The following is a 25,450-nucleotide window of genomic DNA, read 5'->3' as shown; positions in this document are numbered from 1 at the left end:
TGTGTTGCCTTTTTAAACCTTGTAACGCTGTTGAGATAAAAGTTCAGCGCTGGGTTTTAAAAAACTCCGCTTAACATGAGGTGCCGATTAACCCACAGACGATTGTGGCGCCACAAACCCTTAATAGGGTCGGGATTTAGTAAAGCATTAGGTCTTGCGCATTATGAAGTATCACCGCGCCCAAAATTCGGCGCATCTGTATCTTGACCGGCTTCGATTATACCGCGTCGAATTTCTCGGGTTCGGGTAAAATACGCGTGTAAATGATCACCATCTTCGGTTCGAATAGCCCTTTGAAGCGCAAATAACTCTTCTGTGAAGCGGCCAAGGATCTCAAGCGTCGCCTCTTTATTGCTTAAAAACACATCCCGCCACATCGTTGGATCAGAGGCTGCAATGCGCGTGAAATCGCGAAATCCCGCAGCTGAATATTTAATCACCTCGCTATCGGTGACGCGGCCCAAATCATCCGCCACACCCACCATCGTATAGGCGATAAGATGCGGCGTATGGCTGGTAACGGCCAAAACGCGATCGTGATGATCGGCATCCATAAAATCAACGTTAGACCCCATCGCAAGCCATAAGCGATGTAGCGCATCAACAGCCTCTTTGCTGCTATTCTCACTAGGCACGATTAAACACCAGCGATTGTCAAACAAACTGGCAAATCCGCTTTCAGGGCCCGAATGTTCGGTGCCGGCCAAAGGATGCGCAGGCACAAACTCAACCCCATCCGGCACATGCGGCATCACCGCATCAATCACCGCCCGCTTTACCGACCCCACATCGCTTAACGTGGCCCCTGGCTTTAACGAAGGTGCAATCTCGGCCACCACATCGCCCATAATGCCGACGGGCACGCAGAGCACCACCAAATCTGCAGTTTCAACCGCTTCACTGGCGCTGTCATAGACGCGATCGCACAAGCCGATGCGGCGCGCTGTCTCGCGGGTTTTTTCAGATCGGGCATAGCCCACCACCTCACCGACAACGCCGCTGCGCTTTATCGACCAATACATCGAAGAGGCAATCAATCCCAAGCCGATCAAAGCCACGCGCTGATAGATTTGGCTCATGACACGGCCCCTTTAAACTGAGTAATTGCCTCTGCAACGCGCTGACAAGCGGCTTCATCACCAATTGAAATCCGCAAGCAATTGGGCAATTTATATCCTGCCACCCCGCGCACAATCAGGCCTTGCGATTTCAAATAGCGGTCGCAGTCTTCCGCCTCTGACCGCGACTGAAACCGCGCCAGAATAAAATTGGCTAAGGAGCGATCAGAAGGAACGCCTTGCGCGTCTAAAGCCTGCGCCAACCATGCGCGCAAACGGTTGTTTTCATCGCGGCATTTTTGAACATAGGCTTGATCTTTGACCGCGGCTTCAGCCGCCGCCAATGCCGGCGCGGATAAGTTGAAAGGACCGCGGATCCGCGACAGGGTTTCAATCACAAAATCGGCACCATATCCCCATCCCACGCGCAGCCCGCCAAGCCCGTAAAGCTTAGAAAAGGTCCGGGTCATAAACACATTCTCATGCGCCTCAACAAGCTTTGCGCCGCCGTCAAACCCCTCAATATATTCGACATAGGCGCCATCCAGCACGCAAAGCACATGCGCCGGAAGCCCCTCTACCAGACGCTGTATTTCGCGATCCGCCACCATCGTGCCGGTTGGATTATTGGGGTTGGCCAGAAACACCAAGCGCGTACGCTCGCTGCAGGCCGCCAATATTGCGTCAACATCCGTGTGACGATCGCGCTCGGGCACCTCAACCGGCGTGGCTCCAGCGGCCAAGGCAGAAATACGATACATCGCAAACCCGTGTTCGGTATGGATCACTTCATCGCCCGGCCCAGCAAATGCTTGGCAGAGCAATGTGATAATTTCATCGCTGCCCACGCCGCAAATCAAGCGCTCGGGATCCAGATCATATTCGGCGGAGATCGCCGCGCGTAAACCCGCATGATCTGTCGAGGGGTACCGATGTAAATTAAAAGAGCTGCGCCGAAAGGCCTCTATCGCAGCATCAGAGGGGCCGAACGGATTTTCATTTGAGCTCAGTTTAACCACGTTGCTCACACCATCAATATGAGAGGAACCACCCTGATAAAGCTCGATTTGGCTGATCCCAGGCTGCGGTAAAATTTTTGCCATGCTCATCCTCCGTCTCTCTTTCTTCTTAACGTTGCCCTGAAACCAACACCAGCGCCAAAACGCAAAAGGCCGCAGCAGTTTCCTGCCACGGCCCCAAACAGGAATGCGCTTTGATTAATTCTGCGCGTAATATTCAATCACGAGGTTTGGTTCCATCATCACCGGATATGGCACATCACTAAAGCTTGGCGTGCGCACGAATGTGGCAGACATTTTAGAATGATCTGCGTCCACATAATCTGGCACATCGCGCTCGGCCAATTGGGTGGCCTCGATCAAAACCGCGATCTGACGTGACTTTTCGCGCACTTGAACAACATCGCCCTCTTTTACACGATATGACGCAATGTTAACGCGGCGACCGTTCACGGTCACATGACCGTGGTTCACGAATTGACGCGCGGCAAACATCGTTGCCACGAATTTTGCGCGATACACTACCGCATCCAAGCGCCGTTCCAGCAGGCCTACAAGATTCTCGCCTGTATCGCCTTTGATCCGCTCGGCTTCGGCATAAATCCGACGAAACTGTTTCTCGGTTAAATCGCCATAATAGCCTTTCAGCTTTTGCTTTGCGCGCAGCTGCAAACCGAAATCACTTAGCTTGGCTTTCCGGCGCTGGCCATGCTGACCAGGGCCATATTCACGGCGGTTTACGGGGGATTTGGGGCGACCCCAAATATTTTCGCCCATGCGGCGATCAATTTTATGCTTGGCAGACGTGCGTTTGGTCACGGCTGATCTCCTTCTGTTAATTGTCGAAGGGCGTTGTCCTCTGAATTTCTTCCGACAGGCATCCCCTTGCGGGGGCCACCAACACCAATGAAAACGCGGTTATATCGGTCCAGAGGGCAGAGTCAATCCTGCATCCCTATTTTTTATTAGGTGAATTTTCAATGCAGGAAGCCGACCTTAACGTCACCTGCGAATGGCGAAAACACCCCACCAAATGATCATTCACCATCCCCGTGGCTTGCATAAAAGCATAGACGATTGTCGGGCCACAAAACTTAAACCCCTCAGCCTTTAAATCTTTTGAAATTTGCGTGGATAAGGGCGTGTAATTGGGCACCTCGTCTAAACTTTTCCAATGGTTTATCAAAGGCGCAAACTTCACATAGGCCCATAAAAAATTTGCAAACCCGACGCGCTGTTCGATGTTCTGCCACACCCTTGCGTTCGAGAGGGCTGCCTCAACTTTACCTCGATGCCGGATAATCCCGGGGTTTTGCAGCAATCGTGCAACATCTTTTTCGGACCAGCTTGCCAATATATTGGGATCAAACCCAGCAAAGGCTTGGCGAAAATTATCCCTTTTTTTCAATATCGTGATCCAGCTTAATCCGGCTTGGAACCCATCCAAAATCAGTTTTTCCCAAAGCGCCCGGCTATCGGTTTCTGGAACGCCCCATTCCGTATCGTGATAGGCACAATATATCGGATCTTGCCCGTGCCAACCGCATCGCGACCGATCTTCCATTTTATTCCCTTACCTTTTTTGCTTTGTTAGAGGTTTGTTATCTAATTTTTTGCAAGCTTTGTTCGGATCCAGAATGGAGTAAATCATGCAAATCGGCAATCCTCTGGATATGTCCAGCGAAGACAGGTCTCCTTTAGCCTTCGCAAACGCCCAAAATGAAAAAAACATCCTGCGCAGGGTGGTCCGCGCTGTAAATCAAAACGACACCCTGCTTGCCTTCCAGCCGATCGTCAAAAGCGTAGAGCCCAATTCAGTTTTCTGCTTTGAGGGGCTGGTTCGGATCCGAGAGGCGTCAGGCCAGATTATACCCGCCTCGAAATTCATGCCATTGATCGAAGAGTTAGAGATCGCGCGTACCATCGATTGCCATGCTATTGCCCTTGGTTTGAGGCGTCTGCGCGATCACCCGAACCTATACCTTTCGATTAATATGTCTGCGCGCTCGATTGGATATCACAAATGGACTGACATTTTATCAAAGGCGCTGCAACGCACCCCCTCTATCGGCAAACGGCTTATTTTGGAAATCACCGAAGGTTCTGCGATGCGGCTTCCCGAAATTGTGATTCCGTTCATGCGCGAATTTTCGCAACGCGGGGTTGGTTTTGCATTGGATGATTTCGGGTCCGGGGCCACATCTTTTCGATATCTCAAGGATTTTCAGTTCGATTTTTTAAAAATTGACGGGCAATTCATCAAAGATGTTGAGCATAATGCGGACCATCAGGTTTTGGTGCACGCCTTATTGTCCATCGGGCGCCATCTTGGCATGTATACGATAGCCGAGGCGGTTGAAACATCCGCAACAAGCGCTTGGCTAAAGAAGAGTGGCGTAACATGCCAGCAAGGGTATTTTTTCGGACGCCCGACACTGAGGCTCGATTGGCCAGGAGCCGAGATCGCGTAGCGAGAACGCCGCCCAGTTCCCTTGCGCATCTCTAAAAATCGCGGTGATAAGACATATTACATGTTCGCTTTTATACCGCGTTGCGTGGCATCAGCGCGCTCGATTTCTGCAAAATGCAATCTTATGTTGCTGCGATGCAGCATATGCTTTAAACAGCCGCGCAAGCACGTTCAATTGTTTTATCAATGCAAATTTGGAGACCACCATGACCAATGTCGTAATCGCCTCTGCAGCCCGTACAGCGGTTGGCAGCTTTAACGGATCCCTCGCCACGACGCCCGCCCATGATCTTGGCAAAACAGTACTTGAAGCCTTGGTCACGCGGGCCGGCATCGAGAAAGCGGAGGTCTCTGAAACAATTCTCGGACAAGTGTTAAGCGCGGGCCAAGGGCAAAACCCAGCCCGTCAGGCGCATATAAATGCGGGCTTGCCAATTGAAAGCGCGGCTTGGGGCATCAACCAAGTCTGTGGATCGGGCTTGCGCGCCGTTGCCTTGGCAGCTCAACATATCCAACTGGGAGATGCGCAGATTGTCGCCGCGGGTGGACAAGAAAATATGTCGCTCTCTCCGCATGTCGCGCATTTGCGCGCCGGTCACAAAATGGGCGATGTCAGCTATATTGACAGCATGATCCGCGATGGTCTCTGGGATGCTTTCAATGGCTATCATATGGGCCAAACCGCGGAAAACGTGGCGGAAAAATGGCAAATTAGCCGCGAGATGCAAGACCGCTTTGCCGTGAATTCTCAGAATAAGGCAGAAGCAGCCCAGAATACGGGTAAATTTGTTGATGAAATCGTACCGGTTGTGATCAAAACACGCAAAGGCGAAATCGTCGTGGATAGGGATGAATATATCCGCCATGGGGCAACAATGGACGCGATGCAAAAGCTGCGCCCAGCTTTTGCAAAAGAGGGCAGCGTAACAGCCGCGAACGCATCAGGTTTGAATGACGGCGCAGCGGGTGCCTTGCTGATGAGCGCCGATAAGGCCGAAAAACGCGGGATCACGCCTTTGGCGCGGATCGCCTCTTATGCAACGGTCGGGCTTGACCCTTCGATCATGGGCGTTGGGCCGGTTTATGCCAGCCGCAAAGCGCTTGAAAAAGCCGGATGGTCTGTGGGCGATTTAGATTTGGTTGAAGCCAACGAAGCGTTCGCCGCGCAGGCCTGCGCCGTCAACAAAGATATGGGCTGGGATCCTGATATCGTCAACGTCAATGGTGGCGCCATTGCCATCGGGCACCCTATTGGTGCCTCCGGCGCGCGGATTTTGAATACATTGCTTTTCGAAATGCAGCGTCGTAATGCGAGAAGAGGTTTGGCAACTTTATGCATTGGCGGCGGCATGGGTGTGGCCATGTGCCTAGAACGCCCCTGAGCAAATCACAAAACCATCAAGAAATGTTATTGCTAAATATATACATTTTTTGCAATAATATTACGAATGAAAAATATTAGGAGAAAATAATGTCAAGAGTCGCGCTGGTTACAGGCGGAACCCGCGGAATAGGGGCCGCTATTTCGATCGCAATGAAAACTGCCGGCTATCAGGTCGCGGCAACTTATGCCGGAAATGACGCCGCAGCGGCGGCCTTCGCGGCAGAGCATGGCATAAAAACATTCAAATGGAGCGTTGCCGATTATGATGCTTGCGTCGCCGGCATTGCCGAGGTTGAGGCCGCGCTGGGGCCTGTCGACGTGCTGGTCAACAATGCCGGCATCACGCGCGATGCACCTTTCCATAGAATGACGCGCGCGCAGTGGAGCGAGGTCATTGATACCAACCTCTCTGGCGTCTTTAACATGACGCATCCGCTTTGGCCTGGCATGCGCGAGCGCAAATTTGGCAGAGTGATCACAATCAGCTCGATCAATGGTCAAAAAGGCCAATTTGCTCAAGCCAATTATGCGGCCTCTAAAGCCGGTGACTTGGGGATGACCAAAACCCTTGCCCAAGAAGGCGCGCGATATGGGATCACGGCAAATGCCATCTGCCCGGGATATATCGACACAGATATGGTTAAAGATCTGTCTGAAAAAGTAATCGACGGCATCGTGGCGCAAATTCCAGCGGGGCGCCTTGGTCAAGCAGAGGAAATCGCCCGATGCGTGGTGTTTTTGGCCGCTGATGGCTCTGGCTTCATCAATGGCGCAACTTTAAATGCCAATGGCGCGCAATATTTGGCGTAATTCAAGGCATCTGCTTACTTTACGATTATGGCATGGGCAGCGCTCTGTGCGCAAAACGCTGCCCAAGATATATAAGCCTTTCCCTAAGGCGAGCGGGGAGGCCATGTCAGCACAGGCTATTGTAAAAACCTGCGCGGCGATACGTGGAGAGCCACCTCTGCCGCGCGACGCACTCGCCCCGACAGCATCTCTTTGATCTGCAGCTATGGCGCGGCGTTTTTTCAAAAAGATCAAACAGGTCTTTCCATCCACACCTAATAAAAAAGGCAGGGGCATGGATAAATGACCTTTCTTTATCGATTAAATGCAATTTTGCAAAAGCTGTAAGCTATAAGCTATAAGCTATAAGCTATAAGCTATAAGCTATAAGCTATAAGCTATAAGCTATAAGCTATAAGCTATAAGCTATAAGCTATAAGCTATAAGCTATAAGCTGTGCTGATGCAAAATGATCTGGACTGTATAGAGGTAAATCCGAATTTAGGCATAATTCAATAATTGCGGATGTTTAAAAAACAAATTCTAAGAGCGTCTCGAAAAGGCAAACGCCTGCAATAGTCTAAACCGGTTGGCCCCCAAACCTGCAACATATGCGATTATGCCAGGCCAACGCGCGTGGCCATCGACTGCGGCGTTGTGCGCCGCCATTTGCGGCCTAAAGCATCGCCGGGAAAACCTGATCAGGCGGTCTATGACCATCGGCAAAGGTCTTGATATTGATGATGACCTTTTCGCCCATTTCCATGCGCCCCTCGATCGTGGCAGATCCCATATGGGGCAATAAAACCACGTTTGCCAAACGGCGCAAATCAGCATTGACATCGGTGCCATGCTCGTACACATCCAATCCTGCACCTGCCAGCTCGCCGGCTGCCAGCATCCGCGTTAAGGCATTTTCATCAATCACCTCGCCCCGGGATGTATTTATGATCACCGCGCTGGGTTTCATAAGCTTCAAGCGCCGCGCGTTCATCAAATGAAAAGTTGACGGCGTATGGGGGCAATTGATCGATAGAATATCCATTCTCGCCACCATTTGATCCAGGCTTTCCCAATAGGTGGCCTCAAACTGGCCTTCAGTTTCTGAATGCAGACGTTTGCGATTGTGATAATGAATTTGAACGCCAAAGGCGCGCGCGCGTTGCGCAACCGCTTGGCCAATGCGCCCCATCCCAAGGATACCCAGGCGGCGGCCTCCCAGGCGCCCCCCCAAAAACCCGGTTGGCGACCAACCCGACCATTGGCCCGATTGCATCATGCTCAAACCTTCAGGAATCCGGCGCGTCACGCCTAGCATCAGCGCCATCGCCATATCCGCCGTATCCTCAGTCACCACGCCAGAGGTGTTCGAAACCAGAATGCCACGTTGATTGGCAGTTTTCACATCAATATGATCAACACCCGCCCCAAAATTAGCGATCAACTTTAGATCTGGGCCAGCTTGCGCCAATAAAGCCGCATCAATATCATCGGTGACGGTTGGCACCAAAACATCGATTGTCTTCATCAAAGCACCCAGCTCAGCCCGCTCCATCGGAATATCTTGATCGCGCAATTGAACATCAAACAGCTCTTTCATACGGGTTTCGACCGCTTCAGGAAGACGGCGCGTTACTGCTACGCGAAGTTTGTCTGATGGCATATGAGCCTCTTTACTGACACAGCTGTTACCCGCATAAAGTGACGTAAGTTGCATCAGGGCACAAGAACCCCTAGATAAAAAATTGAAACAGGATTTCGAGCGTCAAATATGCTGCGCATTCTAGCACCATTCGTTCTGAGCTTTTTATTGGCCGGCAGCCTCTGGGCACAAGAGCGCGGCCCAGTGACCAATCTGCCCATGCCGCGCTACGTGTCTTTGAAAGCCAGCAAAGCCCATGCCCGCCGCGGGCCTTCCTTATCACACCGGATTGATTGGGTGTTTACACGCAAAAACATGCCTTTGGAAATTTATGCCGAATATGAGAACTGGCGTCGGGTGCGTGATATCGACGGCGCCGGCGGCTGGGTGCATTATTCGATGCTCTCCGGGGTCCGCAGTGCGATTGTAACGACCGACATGCAGCCGTTGCTTTCACGCCCCGATCGCAGCAGTGCGTTGCGCGCACGGATTGAACATAATGTCATCGTCAACATCGATGAATGCACCTTGGATTGGTGCCGCGCAAGATCCGGTCAATTTAAAGGCTGGCTGCCAAAAAACGCGCTTTGGGGCGTCTACCCTAACGAATTGCGCGATTAACGGCGCTCTAAAACCATCACGTTTGTCTATTTGACGATTTGCCAGTCTCCATCCGCGCTGCGACAGGCTTGGCCATAGCCTTGCTGTTTACGCCCACCAACGATGATTTCTTGCGTATATTCACGGCACACCGTGTCAGCGCGATAAAACGTGCGCGTTGGCTTTACGCTGCCACTATTGCCGCTATCGGGGTTCTTCCACGCAACGGCTGTATTCGTGGGCGAGGTTTCAAGCGCGGTTTGATAATTATTGTTCATCATCCGGCGATCCAGCTCATCCAGTGAGGCCCCAATATCTGCTCCAATTACCATACCTGCCACGGCGCCCAGAAATGTCGCAAATTGCTGATTATCAGACCCCTCAGCCATCTGATTGGCTAAGGCACCCCCCACAACCGCACCGCTCAGCGTGCCAATTGTTTCTTTACGGCCGGGCTCGCCAGGCGCTTGAGAAACGCCGCCGCCGGTAGTTTGGCAGCCCGCCAAACCGATCATAAGAACCGATATTATCACGCATTTTCTCATAGTATTCTCCTGTTACGTCATCGCGAGCGCCCGTCGATATATAGCAATATCATGCCGTAGAAACCAAATGATTTAAATAGCCGACTTACGCCTAGCGGCAAAAATCCGCACATAAAAACACCCGCTGCAAAATGTAGATTTTGCTTGCACCAGACAGAGTAACAATGCGCGATGCCACACAAACTATGATTTTCAATCAAAAACTTTTAAAAAACCTAGATGAAACGCAGCAGGGTTGATCCAAAGCCTTGGCTATCCCCCGGCGTCAAAATTTAGGTAAAATTATTGTGATTGAGTGATAAGTATCAAGCTTTCGGCCGAAAGAGCGGACAAAGCTTGAAATCATATTCGCCCTTGGCAAGGCGTAAAAAGAAGTTGCCAAATCCATAAAAAAGGTGGGCACGAGGCCCACCAGTCTTTTAAGGGAGGAAATGAAGACAAAAACCAACTTCACATTTTATAATACGGTTTTCTTATCAAATCGTTTAGCTGAAGCGCGAAACATTAAGATCGGAATGTCGGCAAGGTTATTGCGCCAAACGCTCGAAAACCTCTTCGACCTGCACCAGCCGTTTTTCAGAGATAGAAAGATACGCAGCTTCAGCAAGAAGAAGGGCCTGACGCCCATCTTCAAAGCCAACCTCTGCGGGTTTATGATTTTTCACGGCCTCAACAAAAGCGGCGATCTCTGCCATAAAGGCTTCGTGATAGCGCTCTAAAAAGAAATGCAAATAGGGCTGGCTTGTTTCGCTTTCCTGCGCCGAGTAGCGGCGCAACTCATACGGCTTGCGATTATCGCTGATCAACATGCCCGTTGAACCTAGCAATTCCAATCGCTGGTCATAGCCATAAACCGCCGTTCGCGAATTATTAATCTGGCATTGTTTGCCATCCGCGGTCCGCATGACGATCATCGCGCTGTCAAGATCGTCTAGCTCCTCCATCAACGCAGGATCGATCAAACGCCCACCCATCGCCATAACCTCTGTGGGGGTTTCGCCCAGAATAAAGCGGGCCAAATCAAAATCGTGGATGGTCATATCGCGCAGCAATCCGCCGGCACTTTCATAATAGGATCTGGGCGGCATTTCTGGGTCGCGCGAGGTTATAATCACTTGATGCAAATCACCAATATCTCCGTTCAATAGCCCTTGGCGCGCGGCGCGATGGCCTGGATCGAAACGGCGGTTAAAGCCCAGTTGGATCAACACATCGCTGCCCGAAATTCTTTCTGCGCAAGCATTGACGCGTGCGAGGCTGAGATCAATGGGCTTTTCGCACAGCACCGGCTTACCCGCAGCCACCGCCATTTCAATAAAATCCGCATGGGTTTCAGTTGTGGTGGCGATTAAAACAGCATCTACTTGACCCGAGGAAAATATCTCTTGTGGGCTAGAGGCCGCCGGCACACCATGCTGTTCGGCCACGGCAGAGGCGCTTGGCACGTGGACATCATAAACCATAGCCAATTCAGCATCTGCGTGGCGCGCGATATTATCCGCATGCATGCGCCCTATCCGTCCACATCCCAAAACCGCTATGTTGAGCATTTCTTTTCTCCTAAAATAACAGGATATTCGGTTCGCGCACAGGCTTTACATTGAGCGCTCTAATGTCAAGCCTCAGCAGCTGCGCGCATATCTGCACAAGCAGCTTGACCATAGGCCCAAGCATTCAAACCCAAATCCAATCAAAATCAGAATGGCAAAACGCCCGGAAAAATATTACAGACAGCGTCATGCCCTTAAGAACATGTAAAAGGATAAGGTTCGCCCTACGATGCGCTATACATGCGCTATCAGATCTTCAATTTCTTTGCGCAAATATGGCGGAATATTGATCCCGTTTTTGCGGGCGTCTTGACGCTTTTGACCACGGCTTGCGCCGGGCAAGCGCGTACCGCTTTGCGCCAAGATGGCAGAACATAAAGCGCTGAGGCGGGTTTCGAAGGCCTGGCCACCAAATTTTTGCGGGTCAATCGCTATGATCATTTGCCCCACGCCAGGGGGCGCGCCTTCCGCCTCAAAAAAGGACGTGGCCTCAAAGCTATGATTTGCACCGATCAAACTGGCAGATAGAATTTCAACCATGAGACTTAAGGCGGCACCTTTGGCATCGCCAAGGGGGACCATTGAACCAGCCAAAGCCGCTTTGGGATCAGTCGTCGCTTGCCCGTTTTGATCCAAAGCCCATCCTTTAGGAATCGAGTCGCCGGCTTTATCAGCCGCCATCACTTTACCTCTGGCGACTTTGGACAGCGAAAGATCAATTACCAAAGGCGCTGCATCGGCGCGAGGGCTGGCAAACGCGATCGGGTTGGTGCCGAACACCGGTTGGCTTCCCCCCCAAGGCGCCATCGCTTTGGGCGTATTGGCAAACATGAGGGCAATCATGCCTTGCTCTGCCAAGGCCTCGACATGCGCGCCCATTTGACCCGCATGGTGCGATCTTATGATCCCCGCAGCCGCTATGCCCGTTTCTGGCAAGCGCGTCAGCAATTCCGAAATTGCCAAAGCAATCGCGGGAAAAGCGAACCCGTTTTGTGCATCAACGCGTATCAGCCCAGCGCTGCAGATTTCAAGCTGCGGAACCGCGGTTCCATTCACTTTGCCCGATCGCGCCTGCAACGCATAGCTTTTCACCCGCGATAACCCATGGCCTTTTTGTCCATCAATTTCTGCGGCAACCAAAGCTGCAGCAACCTTAGCTGCATTGGTCCCAGAAACCCCAGATTGTACCAGAGCCCGGCTAACAAAGCGAACCGCATCCGCAACGCTTAATGTGGTTATATTCTCGATATCAGTCATGCCATCTCCCATTTGCCTGCCCTCTAACCTGTTTCATTCGCGGTTAGAAGCTGGAAATGACCAATTTTGTTTCAAACAGAGGCCGCGTTCAGCGCCGCAGATTGTACCAGAGCCCGGCTAACAAAGCGAACCGCATCCGCAACGCTTAATGTGGTTATATTCTCGATATCAGTCATGCCATCTCCCATTTGCCTGCCCTCTAACCTGTTTCATTCGCGGTTAGAAGCTGGAAATGACCAATTTTGTTTCAAACAGAGGCCGCGTTCAGCGCCGCCAATACACCGCGCAGTTCAGCCAAACCCTTCAAGCGCCCGATATAAGGATATCCCGGATGCGTGCCAGCCCCCTTATCGCCCGCCAAAGCATGGCCGTGATCTGGCCGAAAATAAATCGGGCGACCCTGTTGTTCCGCGTGCCGACGATGCGTTTCAGCCTGTAGGATTCCCATCACTCTAACCAGATCGACATCCCCGCCCAGATGATCTGATTCATGGAAGGATCCATCGGGTGATTTTGTGACATTGCGCAAATGCGCGAAATGCACACGTTGCGCAAAAGCGCGCGCCATTGCGATCACATCATTCTTAGGATGCGCCCCGAAACCACCCGTGCAAAACGTGACCCCATTCTCATCCGCCTGGACTGCCTCTAAAATCCAAGCGATGTCAGATTGCGTTGAGACAATACGCGGCAAGCCCAAAATATCCCAAGGAGGATCATCGGGATGAATGCACATATTTACCCCAAGCTCTTGCGCCGTAGGAATGATTTCCTGCAGGAACCGTTTCAAATTCGCCCTTAAATCTTGATGGGTCAGCCCCTCATATGCCTGCAAAGCAGCGCGCAAGCCCGCCACATCATACCTATCATAAGCCCCCGGCAGGCCCGTCATAATCGAAGCCAGCAAACGGTCTTTATCTGCCATATCCGCCTTTTCGAACCATAGTTGCGCTTGCGAAATCTCCTGTTTGGCGTGATCGCCTTCGGCGCCGGGGCGCTGCAAGATGAACATATCAAAAGCTGCCATCTCAACCGCGGAATAGCGCAGAGCATGGCCGCCCGATGGCATCTGCCAATCCAGCGTTGTTCTGGTCCAATCCAGAACGGGCATGAAATTGTAACAAATCGTTTTAATGCCGCAGGCCGCAAGATTGGCCATTGATTGTCGGTAATTTGCAAAAATACGCGGCAAATCGCCTTCGCCTTTTTTGATATTCTCGTGCAGCGGCAGACTTTCCACCACTTGCCAAGATAAGGGGCGATCAGCCCGCGCAATAAGCGCTTGCCGGGTTTGGATCGCCGCCTCATCCCATATTTCTCCGTATGGAATTTCATGCAAGGCAGAAACCAATACCCCCGCGCCGGATTGGGCAATATGATCCAAAGAAATCTTATCAAGCGGTCCGAACCAACGCCACGATTCAATCACTGATCTCTCCCGTTTTGAAACCTGGAGCACAGGTAAAACGCACGGCTTTTTCAAAAGCTCTGCGCCCAACAACGCGTTCCGGCTGAGTTTACGGCACGATTGCATAAACCAGATGATTGTACAATTTGGATCTTATTCGCGCGCCTCTGTCTTAAAGCGGGCTTCAAAGGCTCTAGATTGAACATCCCTGCTTGGGCGGCTGGGGTTTTGGTTTTCAGCTTGTTTTCGCACGCAGAAATAAAAAAGGCCCCCAAAAAAAGGGGGCCAAAGTAACATTGAAACGTCTGGGAGGATCGAGTTCAATGATGCACAAAATTCGGGAGGAATTAAGATTTGCAGCATGGAGGTATCACCAGAGCCCGCGCCTGCAAAGCCGAAGTTGGGTTTTCAGCGGCCGAAGGAATATCAGGACTACCCTCTGGCACTTTCCGCCTAGAGTTTCAGCGCAACTGCTTAATAAGTCACCACAAAGAAACTTTTAAGCGGGTGGCTCTGTTATAAAATACGATAAAGCCCAGCGCATTACGATTGATTGATTGATTGATTGCAGGGCGCAACGCAGCCCAAATGGGCGGCGCGTTGGCCCGATGCGTGATGTGTTCAAAGCGAGTAAATCGTCTCAGACACCTATTGAAGTTGCACAGTAACTTGGGCTTAAAATTTAACGCCTTAGGATCTGAAACCATTTGCCAGAGAGATGATGCCTCAGTAGACAAGGTAAGCGCCCCAGTTTAGAGCGCCTATGAAAACGCATGGCATTCGCCCTTCAAATTTGGATATAAAATGACCTATACGCCCGCATCTTCACGCTATGACGCAATGGTTTATCGCCGATGCGGTCAATCCGGTTTAAAACTGCCCGCGGTATCTTTGGGCCTCTGGCATAATTTCGGTCATGATTTTCCACATGATACTAAGCGAAAAATCTGCCAAACAGCGTTTGATCATGGAATCACACATTTTGATCTGGCCAATAATTATGGACCACCGCCCGGCAGTGCGGAAGCAGCCTTTGGTGATATTTTGCGCCAAGATTTCGCCGGCTATCGAGATGAATTATTGATAAGTTCAAAGGCCGGTTATAATATGTGGGATGGCCCCTACGGAGAATGGGGCAGCCGCAAATACCTAATTGCCTCTTGCGATCAATCGCTTCGGCGGATGGGCTTGGACTATGTGGATATTTTCTATTCACACCGGTTCGATCCAAATACACCTTTAGAAGAAACGATGGGCGCTCTGGATCAAATCGTGCGCTCTGGGCGGGCACTTTATGTAGGCATTTCAAGCTATAACAGCAAGCGCACGCAAGAAGCCGTGGCAATCTTGAAGGCACTGGGTACCCCCTGTCTGATCCATCAGCCAAGCTATAATATGTTCAATCGTTGGATCGAAAGCGATGGGCTGCTTGACAGCTTAGACAGTCTTGGCATGGGGTCAATCGCCTTCACGCCTTTGGCCCAAGGGCTTCTCACAAACAAGTATCTTAACGGAATTCCCAGCGATAGCCGCGCCATGCAAGAGAAAAGCCTTGATCGCGGCCGGATCGCCGATACGCTGGTCGAGGCGTTGCGCGGTTTGAATGCTATTGCAGAGGCACGCGGTCAAACCTTGGCCCAAATGGCACTGGCTTGGGTCTTGCGCGAGGGGCGCGTAACGTCAGCGCTGATTGGGGCATCAAAGCCCGAGCACGTGGTGGATTGTGCCGCTGCGATCCAGAATTTAGAGTTTAGTGAAGATGAACTTCAGCGCATCAATACCTATGCCACTGATCGAGACTTGAACCTGTGGGCCGCCTCATCCGAGCTTGCATAGCCCAAAGCCCCGGAGAGGCCTTGCCAAGTTGATGATCGATGCGCGAGTTGCCGCGCAAAAAAATTGCGCCTCTCACGTCTGGATCATCATTTTAAGCCGGGCCGGCAGCAGAAGCGGACTATTTGGCGGATCTGCTTGGAAGCCTTTTTGCCGAAGTTTGATTTTAAAACTTCACACAAGCTTTCCCCGCGCTGCCACAGGAATAGAGGCAACCACTTGGTCGCCCCGAATGGCGACCAAGTGATCAAACATATTTACAGACACACAGACATGGTTGGGGATGACGCGGACGATCTCTCCTATCTCTGGTTTGCGCGCAGTTTGGGATAAATCTAAAAATCCGTGTTCTTCTGCAAATTTATCAATGCGAGCGCTTGGATATTCAATAATATGCCCAAAGCCATCTAAGCCTCCTACATCCGAGGTGAAGGTTTTTGAGCCCGCATCCAATATACCGCGCTCGGCGCCGGCCCGGCTCACAACGCTGGTGAAAATGTGATAAGCGCACGTTTCTAGCGTGGCAAATCCAGCGGCGATCATTATCCGATCATTGAAAATACAGGTTCCAGCGCGATGCTCTGTTGCGCCGCTCAGACGTCCGATATTCTTTAAATTTGGGGTTCCGCCAGTCGAAACGATACAAGCTTTAAGACCAAGATGTTTCAATCCCGCCTGCACCGCATCCAAAAATCTCTGGGTATGTGGCCAGCCGTTTAACGGCGGGTAAAACAACAAGCCAGCAAACCTTAAATGCGGATCATCTTTAATCACCTGAGCCAAATCTAAAGCTTGCTGTGGGGTCTCAACGCCCGCACGGTTTTGCCCCGTATCGCATTCAATCAGAACCTCTAAAGGGCGCCCTGCATGTTGCGCAGCCTGCGCATAGGCGGTTAAGCTCACGCGGTTATCAGCGCAGACTTTCAAAGCGACGCGCTTTTGCAACCCTGCCAGCCGACCCGAGCGCGCGGCGCCCAGCAGATTGGTTGCAATCACGATATCGCTTATCCCGGCATCCACCATAATTTCAGCCTCGCCAAGTTTCTGACAAGTGATCCCCTGCGCCCCCGCCTCGATTTGCATTTTGGCTAAAATTGGCGATTTATGCGTTTTTATATGGGGCCGATTGGCAAGGCCTTGGGCGGCGCATAAACGCTGTACGGTTTGGATATTTTGCTCAACCTTATCAAGATCAATAACAGCGCAGGGTGTGCCAAACTCGCGCATAATGGTTTGTTTCAACGTATGATCAATTGGCCCCATAACATACCTGCCCTTCAGATTTAACACTCGCAATTGAAGCTTACGTTGATCGGGCAAATGGCGCCACTTTAAACTCGCTAAGCGCCCTGAAATAGCGTAGTCTCTTGGCCATGAAAAAACAAAAGATAGGCATTAGCGGGCTGAGCGTCACATCAGTGGCGTTTGGTGCCTCGGCGCTGGGCAATATGCCTGATACCTATGGATATGAGGTAAATGAGGTGCGCGCGCAGACCACCTTGCAAAAAATCTTTGATGGGCCTGTCAATTTTCTGGATACGTCAAACAACTACGGGTTGGGACGCAGCGAAAGCCGGATTGGACAAGCGATTAAAGCCCGAGGGGGGTTGCCTGACGGCTTTGTACTAGCCACAAAGCTTGACCGCGACATGCAAACAGGGTGCTTTGATGCTGATCGGGTCGCGCGCTCAATTGAAGAAAGCCTAACGCGCCTTGGCCTTGATTGCGTTCCACTTTTACATCTTCATGATCCCGAACACGCGCGTGACTTAAGCGAAGTAACCCGTGATGGCGGCGCAATTGATGCCTTGTTCAAACTTAAGGAACAGGGCTTGGTTACCGCCGTTGGTCTTGCGATGGGCGCGCTGGACATCATGTTTCCGATCTTAAAAGCATATCCATTCGATAGTTTGATCAGCCATAACCGGTTTACCTTATTGAACCGCTCAGCAGGCCCAATGTTTGATTATGCGCAAACGCAAAGCATCGCTGTTTTCAATGCCGCTCCATATGCAGGGGGCGTGCTCGCCAAGGGCAGCCATGATATGCCAAAAATCACCTATCAACCCGCGGACGCAAAGCAATTGACACCCATAAGGGTTTTGGAGGAGATCTGTACTCGGCACAACATCCCATTGGGAGCCGCCGCATTACGATTTTCTCTAAAAGAGAGTCGCGTCACATCCACGATTGTGGGCGTATCCAGACCAGAGCGCATAGATGAGACGCTTGAGTGGGCTGCCCTTAAGATCCCTGAAGCAGCGCTAGTAGAACTGGCGCAGCTTTCTTATGATCTTGACGATCCAGAGGCTAATCGGCTTTATAAGCCCGGTTAAAACCAACCGAGCCGCGTCATAAAAGCTTGGACGGCTCCTATCCGCTCACATAGGGTGTATCTTTTGGGCGATACCAAAGCTTTTGATTGTGCAGACTGCCCAGAACAGATTGAATTTCCGTAATTTCTTTTTTTTCCGTATAGCATATTTTTGCGTTAGAAGTCGACATCTTTGATAATTGATTCAACCGAAAACGCAGCGCGTCTTCTACGATTTCGAGCTCTTTCAATCCCATTTCAAAATTCGTATTATATCCCATATGCCCACCCTGTCGACGCGTTTAAAGATCAAAAATTTCATATTGTAAACAAATATAAATTAATTGAAATTTTATCAAGGCAGCGTCTGATTAAATTTTTTAAAAGTCTTTTCTATTTTTCTTACGCGCCGCCGTGCTCAAAAATAACCTCAATTTTGAAAGCCACACCGCTTTGAAAAACCCTCAAATTGGGTAACTGCACTGCCCTTTTTTATGTAATGAATTGCACCCGGCGCATCTGTGCGGAACGCGGAGTGAAACGCATCGCCTTTGGCCGATACTAAAGTTCACAACATGTTAGCGGGCGCTTTCACAGAAGCTTTTAGAGGCGCGTTATAAGCTCTGCTCCCGCGACGAACAGCACGAAAGCGACAAGCGTGGCGCCGAGAGACAAAAACAACTTACCATTTCCCTCCTGAGCCGCCTGAGCAGGTGTTTTCACCGCTCTTGAACGTCTAAAAATCAAAAGCAGGACAGCAATAACCAAAAGAATTGGGAGAAATCTTAAAACAAGCGCCATGATGTTTCCTTGGGATACGAGACAGGCTGATAATAACCAAGATAAATGGAATTAGAAACGTGAAAACCCGTGTTCAACCGCGTCATTTTTCAACTTTTGATCCAGAACGGCCAAAACAACGCATGCCAAGCGCTTTGTTGCAGTTCCGATCCTCTGAATTGGAACGTATATTCAAATTTTTGACGGGCAGCGCTGCCCTCTGCGCATTGCAGATTTAGAAAAAATGCGCCTGCTGGTGAGGCATGTAAAACGCCCTCTCAAACATCCATGCTTGGTCTACGCGGTTTTCACGGGTTTTCCAATATTATCAGGTAAAGGCGAAAGCTGAGGCCAAGAACCGCTCTTGAACACGGGGCGGCAAAGCGCAATCTGCGGCTGAAAGGCATCTGATGTTTAAAAAATGACTTGCTCTATAATGATTTTTATTGGCACCCCCCCAAACAGCCAATAGGCAGCGGTATGACTTGGATCGATCGGCTCACATTATTTTCGCAACTTGATTTGGTGGCCGTGTCTTTGCTTTTATTATCCTTTATCGCCACTGGCGGGCTGATCGAATATGCGCCGCACGCGCGCCCCTCGGTATCACAATTAATGGCAGAGCACTGCCGAAATTGGATGCAGCATATGGCAGCACGCGATGTGCGTATTTTTGACGCGCAAGTTTTGAATGGATTGCGTCAAGGCACTGCCTTTTTTGCCTCGACCACAATGATCGCCACGGGGGGTGCATTGGCACTGATCGGCGTTGCCATCGACCTTAATTTAAAATGTCAGTTCTCAGGTGGTTTGGGAAATCAAGCTGTTGCTGCTTTTGTTTTTCCTCACTAATGATTTTTGAAATTTGTTTGGGCGCACCGTCTGTTTGGTTATTGCGCCATATTGATGGCGGCGGTTCCTAATGACCCCAAGGATCCGCTGACGCTGCCAACAGCGCGCAAAGCCAGCGAAATGAATATTACCGGCGCCCGCAGCTATACTCGTGGTTTGCGTGCGATCTATTTCTCGCTCGCTGCCGCTGCTTGGCTGGTGGGCCCAATCGCGCTTATTCTCGCCACTTTGATCACGCTCAGCGTTTTATTACGCCGTGAATTTCTTTCCCATTCGCGTCCGGTTTTGCTGGATCAAGCTTAGGGTCGACTCGAACCTGATAGGAAGCAAAAGCAGCAATTTCATCTGATCGCCCAACTGGTTTTGCGTGTCAATCTATGAACCATTTTTCACTGCGGGCAAAGGCTGCCCAAACAGATGCAGGTTGAAACTGATTGAAACATCCGATGCGGGGCTTGACCTGTCGAGATAGACAGCCTAATCCCGCATCGCGCATGGGAATCATGGGCCGAGTCTCCGCCACCTTGATAAAACGGATTAGAAAATGAACAGATTACTTCCCGGAATCGCCGCTATGGCGGCTATTGTTGTTGCCTCAAATATTTTGGTACAGCTTCTACTGCTGGATGGGCTTCTCACATGGGGGGCCTTCACCTATCCCCTAGCCTTCTTGGTCACCGATCTAATGAACCGGCTCTATGGGCCTGGCGACGCGCGTAAAGTCGTATTTTCAGGATTTGTGACAGGTATCTTCTGCTCCTTAATCGGTAGTCAAATTACGTTGCAAGGCGATGGCTATGAGTATCCGGCGGTGGCTTTACGCGTTGCAATAGGCTCTGGAAGTGCCTTTTTAGTGGCTCAATTGGTCGATGTGTTCATCTTTAATCGGCTGCGCAATGGCCAATGGTGGCGCGCGCCTCTTGCGTCTACGATTGTGGGATCTATCTTGGACACCGCTTTGTTTTTTACGATTGCCTTCTCGGCAAGTATTTCGGTTTTTTCCGATGCGGCCAACGATGAAATATCATGGGCTTGGGACCTAGTGCCCTTGCTGACCGTTGGCAGCGACGCCCCGCTTTGGGTGTCTTTGGCAATTGCGGATTGGATTGTAAAATTGTCAGTTGCCCTGATAGCGCTGATTCCTTTTCGCATTCTGGCCGGCGTAAGTCGGTAGCAAATAGGCGCGGCATCCAGCACAGAACAAGGGCATGTCACCTATTTCGCGTGGATTAAAGATCTGCGTGAAAAGATAGCTTTATACTGGCCCGAAATGGACTTAAACTAAACTGCAAAATGCCACTGCATCTTTAGGTTCAAAAATGCGGAAAAGAAAAGCTATCGATTTGCAACTGCCCTTTTTTCAACCTCTTTGGCGGCGCATTGGCGTGGTTGCAGCTTGTGTTTTATGGACAGGACTCGAATTTTGGGGAGACAATCAAATTTGGGCTATGCTAGCGTTATGCCTCAGCCTTTATGCAGCCCATCAGTTTTTTATCGCTTTCGATCCTCAAGAGCCTATTGAAACGTCGGATAAACACTCCAAGCAAAAGAAACCTTAAGACTTCTCTACCAGCGCACGAAACAAACTTGAACGTCATTACTCTGCTAACGCTTAAGCCAACCAGACCCTTGGCAATGAGGTAATCTCTATAACGCAGAGCATCTGCTCTGGTGTACTCAGCCAAGGTCTTGGCTCCACAGGCATCCACCATATACGTACAGGCTCTTTGTGCGGCTGCATGAAAAGTCTTAGACTTACCAGCACCCTTTTGCGCGACGTAGGTTTCTAAATTCTCAGGCAGCGAAATACACTGCTCAAAATACACTGCTCAATAGCAGTAGACATATCAAGCTGAGTATTTCGAGCAAATGAACCATATCCCGACTTTAACAAACTGCGTCCAATAAGATCAGGGGCAGTCATTCTAAGGTGAGACCAGTATTCATCCAATTTAGCCGCAGCGACCATAGCCCTTGATTTAGCAGTCTGCGCAGACCTCGTCTTAAGCCCCTGAACAATACGAGGATAGGAATAATGGCTCAAAAGATCGGCGGGAACACGTCTTGAGAAGTAGTAATATCCGGCACAGTGAAACGTGTAAGGGACTTTTTTGGTCAGTAATCTGGTCAACACTCTCTCCAGCCCAATACGAAGGCAATGCTATTTATAAGAATGTTATCAGTAGATTATATATCAGCTGCCTGCTTAAGTCTGATGATAGTGGCGCACCCGAGAGGCTTCGAACCTCTGACCTCTGCCTTCGGAGTACACAGATCGTAAATTAAATCATTGTAAAATTAGTATATTATTTGGTTGTAGTAAAGAAAAATGCAATTTGTAGTAAACTGAGTTGAGTGTTTTTAGCAGATTAAAAGGGTATATCGTCTTCTTGGTTGATCGTATTGTCGTGATTTAACTCTTGGGGAAGCCATTTTTTAAAATCATTAATGTTGCTGGCTTCTGTCACATACCATTTTTTAACATCAGGATCCCATTTTCCACCTAGAGATTTACATTCATCCTTTTCGGCATATGTGCAATTTAAATAGATTCTTTGATTAGAGTTCTGGTTCGTTTTGGTCGGCTCTGATTGCCTCTCATCGTGGGACGAGTTGCCCCATGGAAAAATGTCCCGGAACCAATATGTGGCTCGGAATATTTCAGGTTTCCAGGTGGTCGTAACTACCATTTCGCCCACCAAATTTTTAGCCTTATTGAAAACAAAATTTTGCGGATCAAAAACTTCATCCATTTTTCTCTCAGGCGAGTTGCCCTCGAACCTGAGGAATACGCAGTTGACTAATTGTCCACTAGATTTTGATCTTTGTTTTCTCTCAACTCCAATGAGGCGAGCAATTGTTGAAATTTCAACCTCTGAGCCGTCATATTGAGGGCTCTGTTTAGATATTTCTTTTATCTGGTCTCGTAGTAGCTGATTGTCTTCAGCTAAATTATCTATCTTTCCACCTTGCGACGCAACCAGAAGTTACAGATTTACAGATGCGACTTAAGCCGACTGACTCACCATCAAAAATATGTACGAATAACCTAGCCCCAGATGGACAGTTCATGATAGCGTTTATTGCTACATGTTCATTTAATCAGCGAGCAATATGTATGTTTCCGATATACGATGCCAACCCCACTAAAGTGTTCCCGATTGCCACCACTTCACTAATTTTACTCACAATATTAGTGTGGCTTCTTGTTCAGGGCGCAGGCAACGAAAATGTTTTGGATTATTCGCTGTGCAGATATGCATCGTCACAAAATTATCACCTTGATCAAGGCATAATTCACCGTCAGTGGTGTGAAAATGATAACATTGGCTCTTTTAGTTTAATCACGAGTGTGTTTATTCACGGTGACTGGTTTCACCTTATTTTCAATCTCTGGTTTTTATGGATATTTGGAAACAATATTGAAGAAGCATTTGGGCGAACAAAATTTCTAGCCATATTTTTGTTTGCAGGTGTTTTCACTGAAGTTGCATCAATTATGACCTCCAATGAAAAATTTTCATTGTCATTCGGTGCATCTTGACGCCATCACTGACACGTGAGATTCTATGCTCTGCTTAGATTAAGGCATTTAGCTGGTACACCTTCAAGGAACCAATACCGCCCCCGGGCACCACTATTTCTCTTCTGAAACCTTTGGTTTTACTAGGCTTTTTAGCTTGTAGGCGCTAGTCACAACTTCGTTGTTAATTTGTCTGGATCCGCATCTAGTGGGCGTTATTGTCAAAGCATTTGTGACCCAGCTGTGATCATAGTGACAGCGTGTAACCTTTGGTCAGTCTATGTTTACGGCTATTATACCATGTGACTTGGTGTCCATATTTGCGACTGGGAGGGGGGGGCAGTTTTTTTGATATGCAAACGCAGCTAACAGTAGTAGTGAGCCCATTGTGTGAATTCGACTTTTACGCTGCATGCGCTCGCCGCACATAAATTGCTGCAAGAGCATTATTCGCCCTGTCGCAATACGACAACAAGGCCAATTTCAGACGTTGGCTACGTGGTTTAGAAGCGTTCCGAAAGAGACTATTCAACTCAAAATAGATCAGAGGAGGCATCCTTGGAATTACATCATCTACTGGCGTTCAACCTCGCACTACTTGCTGCAATCGCCAGCCCTGGCCCGGCCTTGCTTGTTGCAATCAAGACGACACTAAGCTCAGGAAGGCGGTCAGGCATTCAAATCAGTGTCGGCCTTGGGCTCATCGCCGCGATGTGGACTGCTGTCGCCCTGATTGGTCTGGATGTTATTTTCCGAACCTTCCCATGGCTCTACAAAATGATGACCGTCATCGGTGCAACCTATCTTACCTATATTGCCTTCCGGACTTGGCGTGGCGCAGGCGACCCCATCTTAGACAACTCTAACGTATCAACAAACGCGTTTTGGAATGGCGTTTTTCTAAACCTCTCCAACCCCAAATCAGTGTTGTTCGCTGCTGCTGTCTTAATCGCAATTTTTCCTGGCGGGATGTCACTTTCTGCCAAATCACTGGTAATCGTGAACCACTTTTTTGTTGAAGTCATATTTTACGTCTTGCTGGCGTCAGTCATGGGAGGCGTATCGATCAGAGCCAAATATCTGTCCCGAAAACTTTATCTCGACCGTTTCGCCGCAGCGGTTCTATTTGCACTTGCCGTAAGGATTTTTCTGACGATCTTCTGAGACTCACGCGACCCGTGCGCTAACGCGTGCGACCTGATTTCCGCCTTGGTCGTGCGATGTTTTCCAATGTCGATCCAAACCCAAATGAAAAGAACGCCCAAGCCGGTGTGAAGGCCTATAACGAGGGAGGGCATGACGGTGTAGTCGCCTAAACGGAGTTCACTGTGGAGAGGTTCGTTGATATTGCGAGGGATTTTAACGCCTGCAAAACCAAACACAGCCATTTCCTCTGGCGTGAGATAACTGCGCACAAAAATCTTTTGGTTTCGGCTTTGCCAGCATAGCGTGGAGAAGTTTCTGATGGTGTGATGCCGCGCAAGCTCTGCAGGCAGGGCTAATCTTAGATCCCCACCGTTCGTATCTGTGTGGTGTGCGTGGATATCATTCCTCTTATTGAAGTGTTCAATCACTGTTTCAAAGAAGCCCTGTACCGCACGCGGTGCTACGCTGCCATTTACCCTTACTTTTGACCGCATCATCGATTCAGGGGCGGCACTGCGTCTTTTAAGCCTGATTGATCCGAACGGCGCCGAGATCAGCGGCACGCTTTACACCGATGGTGGTGGATGGTCCCTCACCCCAAGCACTCCTTGGGAGCCCGGATACTACCAACTGCTTATCGATCCTGAATTGGAAGACGTCGCGGGCAATACGATCCGGGCAGCCTTTGACGCAACAGCGGGCACCATAGGTTCGACAGTTTCCGAGGCGTCAATCTACGTCCACATCGACTAAGACGAGGCAGGTACCTATCGCTGAAATCGAAACAGCGCCTCGGGGTGCTATCAGAAAAATCAGCTCAAGCATCACAAGCCTCTAAAGCGTAAATTCTACAAGACGATAAGATAACGCCACTCAGCATGAGCAACTTAAACCAAAGTTCGGTTGATTTCGTGGTGCGCATTTGGTGCGACTCAAGCGGTTTGTGGAGTTTGCGTCTGGACCTAAACCGCCAGGTGAAAGACAGCTTTGATGCTCAAAAGATCGAAATTCCCTTCCTCACAACCACGATTGTGCAGCAGGGTTCATAGCAATAAAGCGGCTTCATTGCTCTGTTGTCTGGCGGTTCAATGGCAATTTTGTGAACGCCCAGCCCTTTGATGATGCGGGGGGTTACGAGGCTTATGGCGCCGCGTTTGATGCCGAACCACCTTGGTGGTGTTCAAGATTAAGATTATATCTGCACTCTTAAGCGCTCCGGGGCGTTGATATTGGCGAGCTGTGAATAATATTGCAGAGGTTGAAAACGGCTTGGTTCCCAA

Annotated in this window: 25 protein-coding genes and 1 pseudogene; 13 read left to right on the top strand and 13 right to left on the bottom strand. The window is 49.9% G+C overall.

Annotated elements, in window-relative coordinates; genetic code table 11:
* Positions 1–161: 161 nt before the first annotated feature.
* The 4 genes from GN241_04255 to tag form a co-directional block, all read right to left on the bottom strand.
* A complete protein-coding gene (locus GN241_04255) occupies positions 162–1,079 on the bottom strand; it encodes a prephenate/arogenate dehydrogenase family protein (protein ID XAT56639.1) in 918 nt (305 codons plus the stop codon).
* Complete coding sequence (locus GN241_04250) at positions 1,076–2,161, bottom strand: histidinol-phosphate transaminase (GenBank protein XAT56638.1); 1,086 nt, start codon at positions 2,159–2,161, stop codon at positions 1,076–1,078. The genes GN241_04255 and GN241_04250 overlap by 4 nt, the downstream gene beginning before the upstream one ends.
* Positions 2,162–2,275: 114 nt before the next feature.
* Positions 2,276–2,896 carry a 30S ribosomal protein S4 gene (rpsD, locus tag GN241_04245; GenBank protein XAT56637.1) on the bottom strand — a complete coding sequence of 207 codons (621 nt, stop codon included), beginning with the start codon at positions 2,894–2,896 and terminating at the stop codon, positions 2,276–2,278.
* 136 nt (positions 2,897–3,032) lie between these two features.
* Positions 3,033–3,641: a DNA-3-methyladenine glycosylase I gene (gene tag, locus GN241_04240; protein XAT56636.1), complete on the bottom strand. Its 609-nt coding sequence runs from the start codon at positions 3,639–3,641 to the stop codon at positions 3,033–3,035.
* An 85-nt stretch (positions 3,642–3,726) separates the two neighbouring features.
* On the opposite strand from tag, the gene GN241_04235 reads away from it, so the two are divergent.
* From GN241_04235 to phbB, 3 genes are all read left to right on the top strand, one after another.
* Positions 3,727–4,548, top strand: a complete 822-nt coding sequence (locus GN241_04235) for an EAL domain-containing protein (protein XAT56635.1) — start codon at positions 3,727–3,729, stop codon at positions 4,546–4,548.
* Between the two features lie 205 nt (positions 4,549–4,753).
* Positions 4,754–5,929: an acetyl-CoA C-acyltransferase gene (locus GN241_04230; protein XAT56634.1), complete on the top strand. Its 1,176-nt coding sequence runs from the start codon at positions 4,754–4,756 to the stop codon at positions 5,927–5,929.
* Between the two features lie 89 nt (positions 5,930–6,018).
* Positions 6,019–6,741 (top strand): acetoacetyl-CoA reductase, encoded by a 723-nt coding sequence (phbB, locus tag GN241_04225; GenBank protein XAT56633.1) that lies wholly within the window; start codon positions 6,019–6,021, stop codon positions 6,739–6,741.
* A 655-nt stretch (positions 6,742–7,396) separates the two neighbouring features.
* On the opposite strand, the gene GN241_04220 is transcribed toward phbB, so the two are convergent.
* Positions 7,397–8,383 (bottom strand): D-glycerate dehydrogenase, encoded by a 987-nt coding sequence (locus GN241_04220; GenBank protein XAT56632.1) that lies wholly within the window; start codon positions 8,381–8,383, stop codon positions 7,397–7,399.
* A 108-nt stretch (positions 8,384–8,491) separates the two neighbouring features.
* On the opposite strand from GN241_04220, the gene GN241_04215 reads away from it, so the two are divergent.
* Complete coding sequence (locus GN241_04215) at positions 8,492–8,983, top strand: aspartyl-trna synthetase (GenBank protein ID XAT56631.1); 492 nt, start codon at positions 8,492–8,494, stop codon at positions 8,981–8,983.
* Positions 8,984–9,009: 26 nt separating this feature from the next.
* On the opposite strand, the gene GN241_04210 is transcribed toward GN241_04215, so the two are convergent.
* The 4 genes from GN241_04210 to uxuA form a co-directional block, all read right to left on the bottom strand.
* Positions 9,010–9,507, bottom strand: a complete 498-nt coding sequence (locus GN241_04210; protein ID XAT56630.1) for a glycine zipper 2TM domain-containing protein — start codon at positions 9,505–9,507, stop codon at positions 9,010–9,012.
* Positions 9,508–10,034: 527 nt separating this feature from the next.
* Complete coding sequence (gene iolG / locus GN241_04205) at positions 10,035–11,057, bottom strand: inositol 2-dehydrogenase (GenBank protein ID XAT56629.1); 1,023 nt, start codon at positions 11,055–11,057, stop codon at positions 10,035–10,037.
* A gap of 234 nt (positions 11,058–11,291) precedes the next feature.
* Positions 11,292–12,314: an Ldh family oxidoreductase gene (locus GN241_04200; GenBank protein ID XAT56628.1), complete on the bottom strand. Its 1,023-nt coding sequence runs from the start codon at positions 12,312–12,314 to the stop codon at positions 11,292–11,294.
* 247 nt (positions 12,315–12,561) lie between these two features.
* A complete protein-coding gene (gene uxuA / locus GN241_04195; protein ID XAT56627.1) occupies positions 12,562–13,743 on the bottom strand; it encodes a mannonate dehydratase in 1,182 nt (393 codons plus the stop codon).
* A gap of 783 nt (positions 13,744–14,526) precedes the next feature.
* Here uxuA and mgrA point away from each other — a divergent pair.
* On the top strand, positions 14,527–15,558 hold the full coding sequence (gene mgrA, locus GN241_04190; GenBank protein XAT56626.1) for an L-glyceraldehyde 3-phosphate reductase: 1,032 nt from the start codon (positions 14,527–14,529) through the stop codon (positions 15,556–15,558).
* Positions 15,559–15,729: 171 nt separating this feature from the next.
* Here mgrA and GN241_04185 read toward each other — a convergent pair whose 3' ends face one another.
* On the bottom strand, positions 15,730–16,818 hold the full coding sequence (locus tag GN241_04185; GenBank protein XAT56625.1) for a D-TA family PLP-dependent enzyme: 1,089 nt from the start codon (positions 16,816–16,818) through the stop codon (positions 15,730–15,732).
* Between the two features lie 110 nt (positions 16,819–16,928).
* Here GN241_04185 and GN241_04180 point away from each other — a divergent pair, with 110 nt between their 5' ends.
* The gene (locus GN241_04180; protein ID XAT59173.1) at positions 16,929–17,891 is read left to right on the top strand and encodes an aldo/keto reductase; all 963 of its coding nucleotides are present in this window, start codon (positions 16,929–16,931) and stop codon (positions 17,889–17,891) included.
* Positions 17,892–17,928: 37 nt separating this feature from the next.
* Here the strand turns inward: GN241_04180 and GN241_04175 are convergent, their stop codons facing one another.
* Together GN241_04175 and GN241_04170 are read right to left on the bottom strand one after the other, a co-directional pair.
* Positions 17,929–18,150, bottom strand: coding sequence for a hypothetical protein (locus tag GN241_04175; GenBank protein ID XAT56624.1), 222 nt, complete (start codon positions 18,148–18,150; stop codon positions 17,929–17,931).
* Positions 18,151–18,472: 322 nt separating this feature from the next.
* On the bottom strand, positions 18,473–18,670 hold the full coding sequence (locus tag GN241_04170; GenBank protein ID XAT56623.1) for a hypothetical protein: 198 nt from the start codon (positions 18,668–18,670) through the stop codon (positions 18,473–18,475).
* Positions 18,671–19,129: 459 nt separating this feature from the next.
* On the opposite strand from GN241_04170, the pseudogene GN241_04165 reads away from it, so the two are divergent.
* The 3 genes and pseudogenes from GN241_04165 to GN241_04155 all read left to right on the top strand — a co-directional run bounded on the left by GN241_04165 (position 19,130) and on the right by GN241_04155 (position 21,060).
* Positions 19,130–19,804 (top strand): annotated as a pseudogene (locus GN241_04165) (DUF599 family protein).
* A 241-nt stretch (positions 19,805–20,045) separates the two neighbouring features.
* Positions 20,046–20,675, top strand: a complete 630-nt coding sequence (locus tag GN241_04160; GenBank protein XAT56622.1) for a queuosine precursor transporter — start codon at positions 20,046–20,048, stop codon at positions 20,673–20,675.
* Positions 20,676–20,820: 145 nt separating this feature from the next.
* The gene (locus tag GN241_04155) at positions 20,821–21,060 is read left to right on the top strand and encodes a hypothetical protein (GenBank protein ID XAT56621.1); all 240 of its coding nucleotides are present in this window, start codon (positions 20,821–20,823) and stop codon (positions 21,058–21,060) included.
* Positions 21,061–21,870: 810 nt separating this feature from the next.
* Here GN241_04155 and GN241_04150 read toward each other — a convergent pair.
* Complete coding sequence (locus GN241_04150; GenBank protein ID XAT56620.1) at positions 21,871–22,254, bottom strand: hypothetical protein; 384 nt, start codon at positions 22,252–22,254, stop codon at positions 21,871–21,873.
* Positions 22,255–22,502: 248 nt separating this feature from the next.
* On the opposite strand from GN241_04150, the gene GN241_04145 reads away from it, so the two are divergent.
* From GN241_04145 to GN241_04130, 4 genes are all read left to right on the top strand, one after another.
* A complete protein-coding gene (locus GN241_04145) occupies positions 22,503–23,045 on the top strand; it encodes a rhomboid family intramembrane serine protease (GenBank protein XAT56619.1) in 543 nt (180 codons plus the stop codon).
* A gap of 537 nt (positions 23,046–23,582) precedes the next feature.
* The gene (locus GN241_04140) at positions 23,583–24,188 is read left to right on the top strand and encodes a LysE family transporter (GenBank protein ID XAT56618.1); all 606 of its coding nucleotides are present in this window, start codon (positions 23,583–23,585) and stop codon (positions 24,186–24,188) included.
* A 393-nt stretch (positions 24,189–24,581) separates the two neighbouring features.
* A complete protein-coding gene (locus GN241_04135; protein ID XAT56617.1) occupies positions 24,582–24,923 on the top strand; it encodes a hypothetical protein in 342 nt (113 codons plus the stop codon).
* Positions 24,924–25,048: 125 nt separating this feature from the next.
* Complete coding sequence (locus tag GN241_04130; protein ID XAT56616.1) at positions 25,049–25,219, top strand: hypothetical protein; 171 nt, start codon at positions 25,049–25,051, stop codon at positions 25,217–25,219.
* Positions 25,220–25,450 lie beyond the last annotated feature (231 nt).

It is taken from the genome of Rhodobacteraceae bacterium IMCC1335 (assembly GCA_039640495.1).
In the GTDB taxonomy this organism is placed as follows: domain Bacteria; phylum Pseudomonadota; class Alphaproteobacteria; order Rhodobacterales; family Rhodobacteraceae; genus Thalassovivens.
The sequence above is the reverse complement of the archived record's forward strand: the minus strand, read 5'-3'. Positions and strand labels throughout refer to the sequence as shown.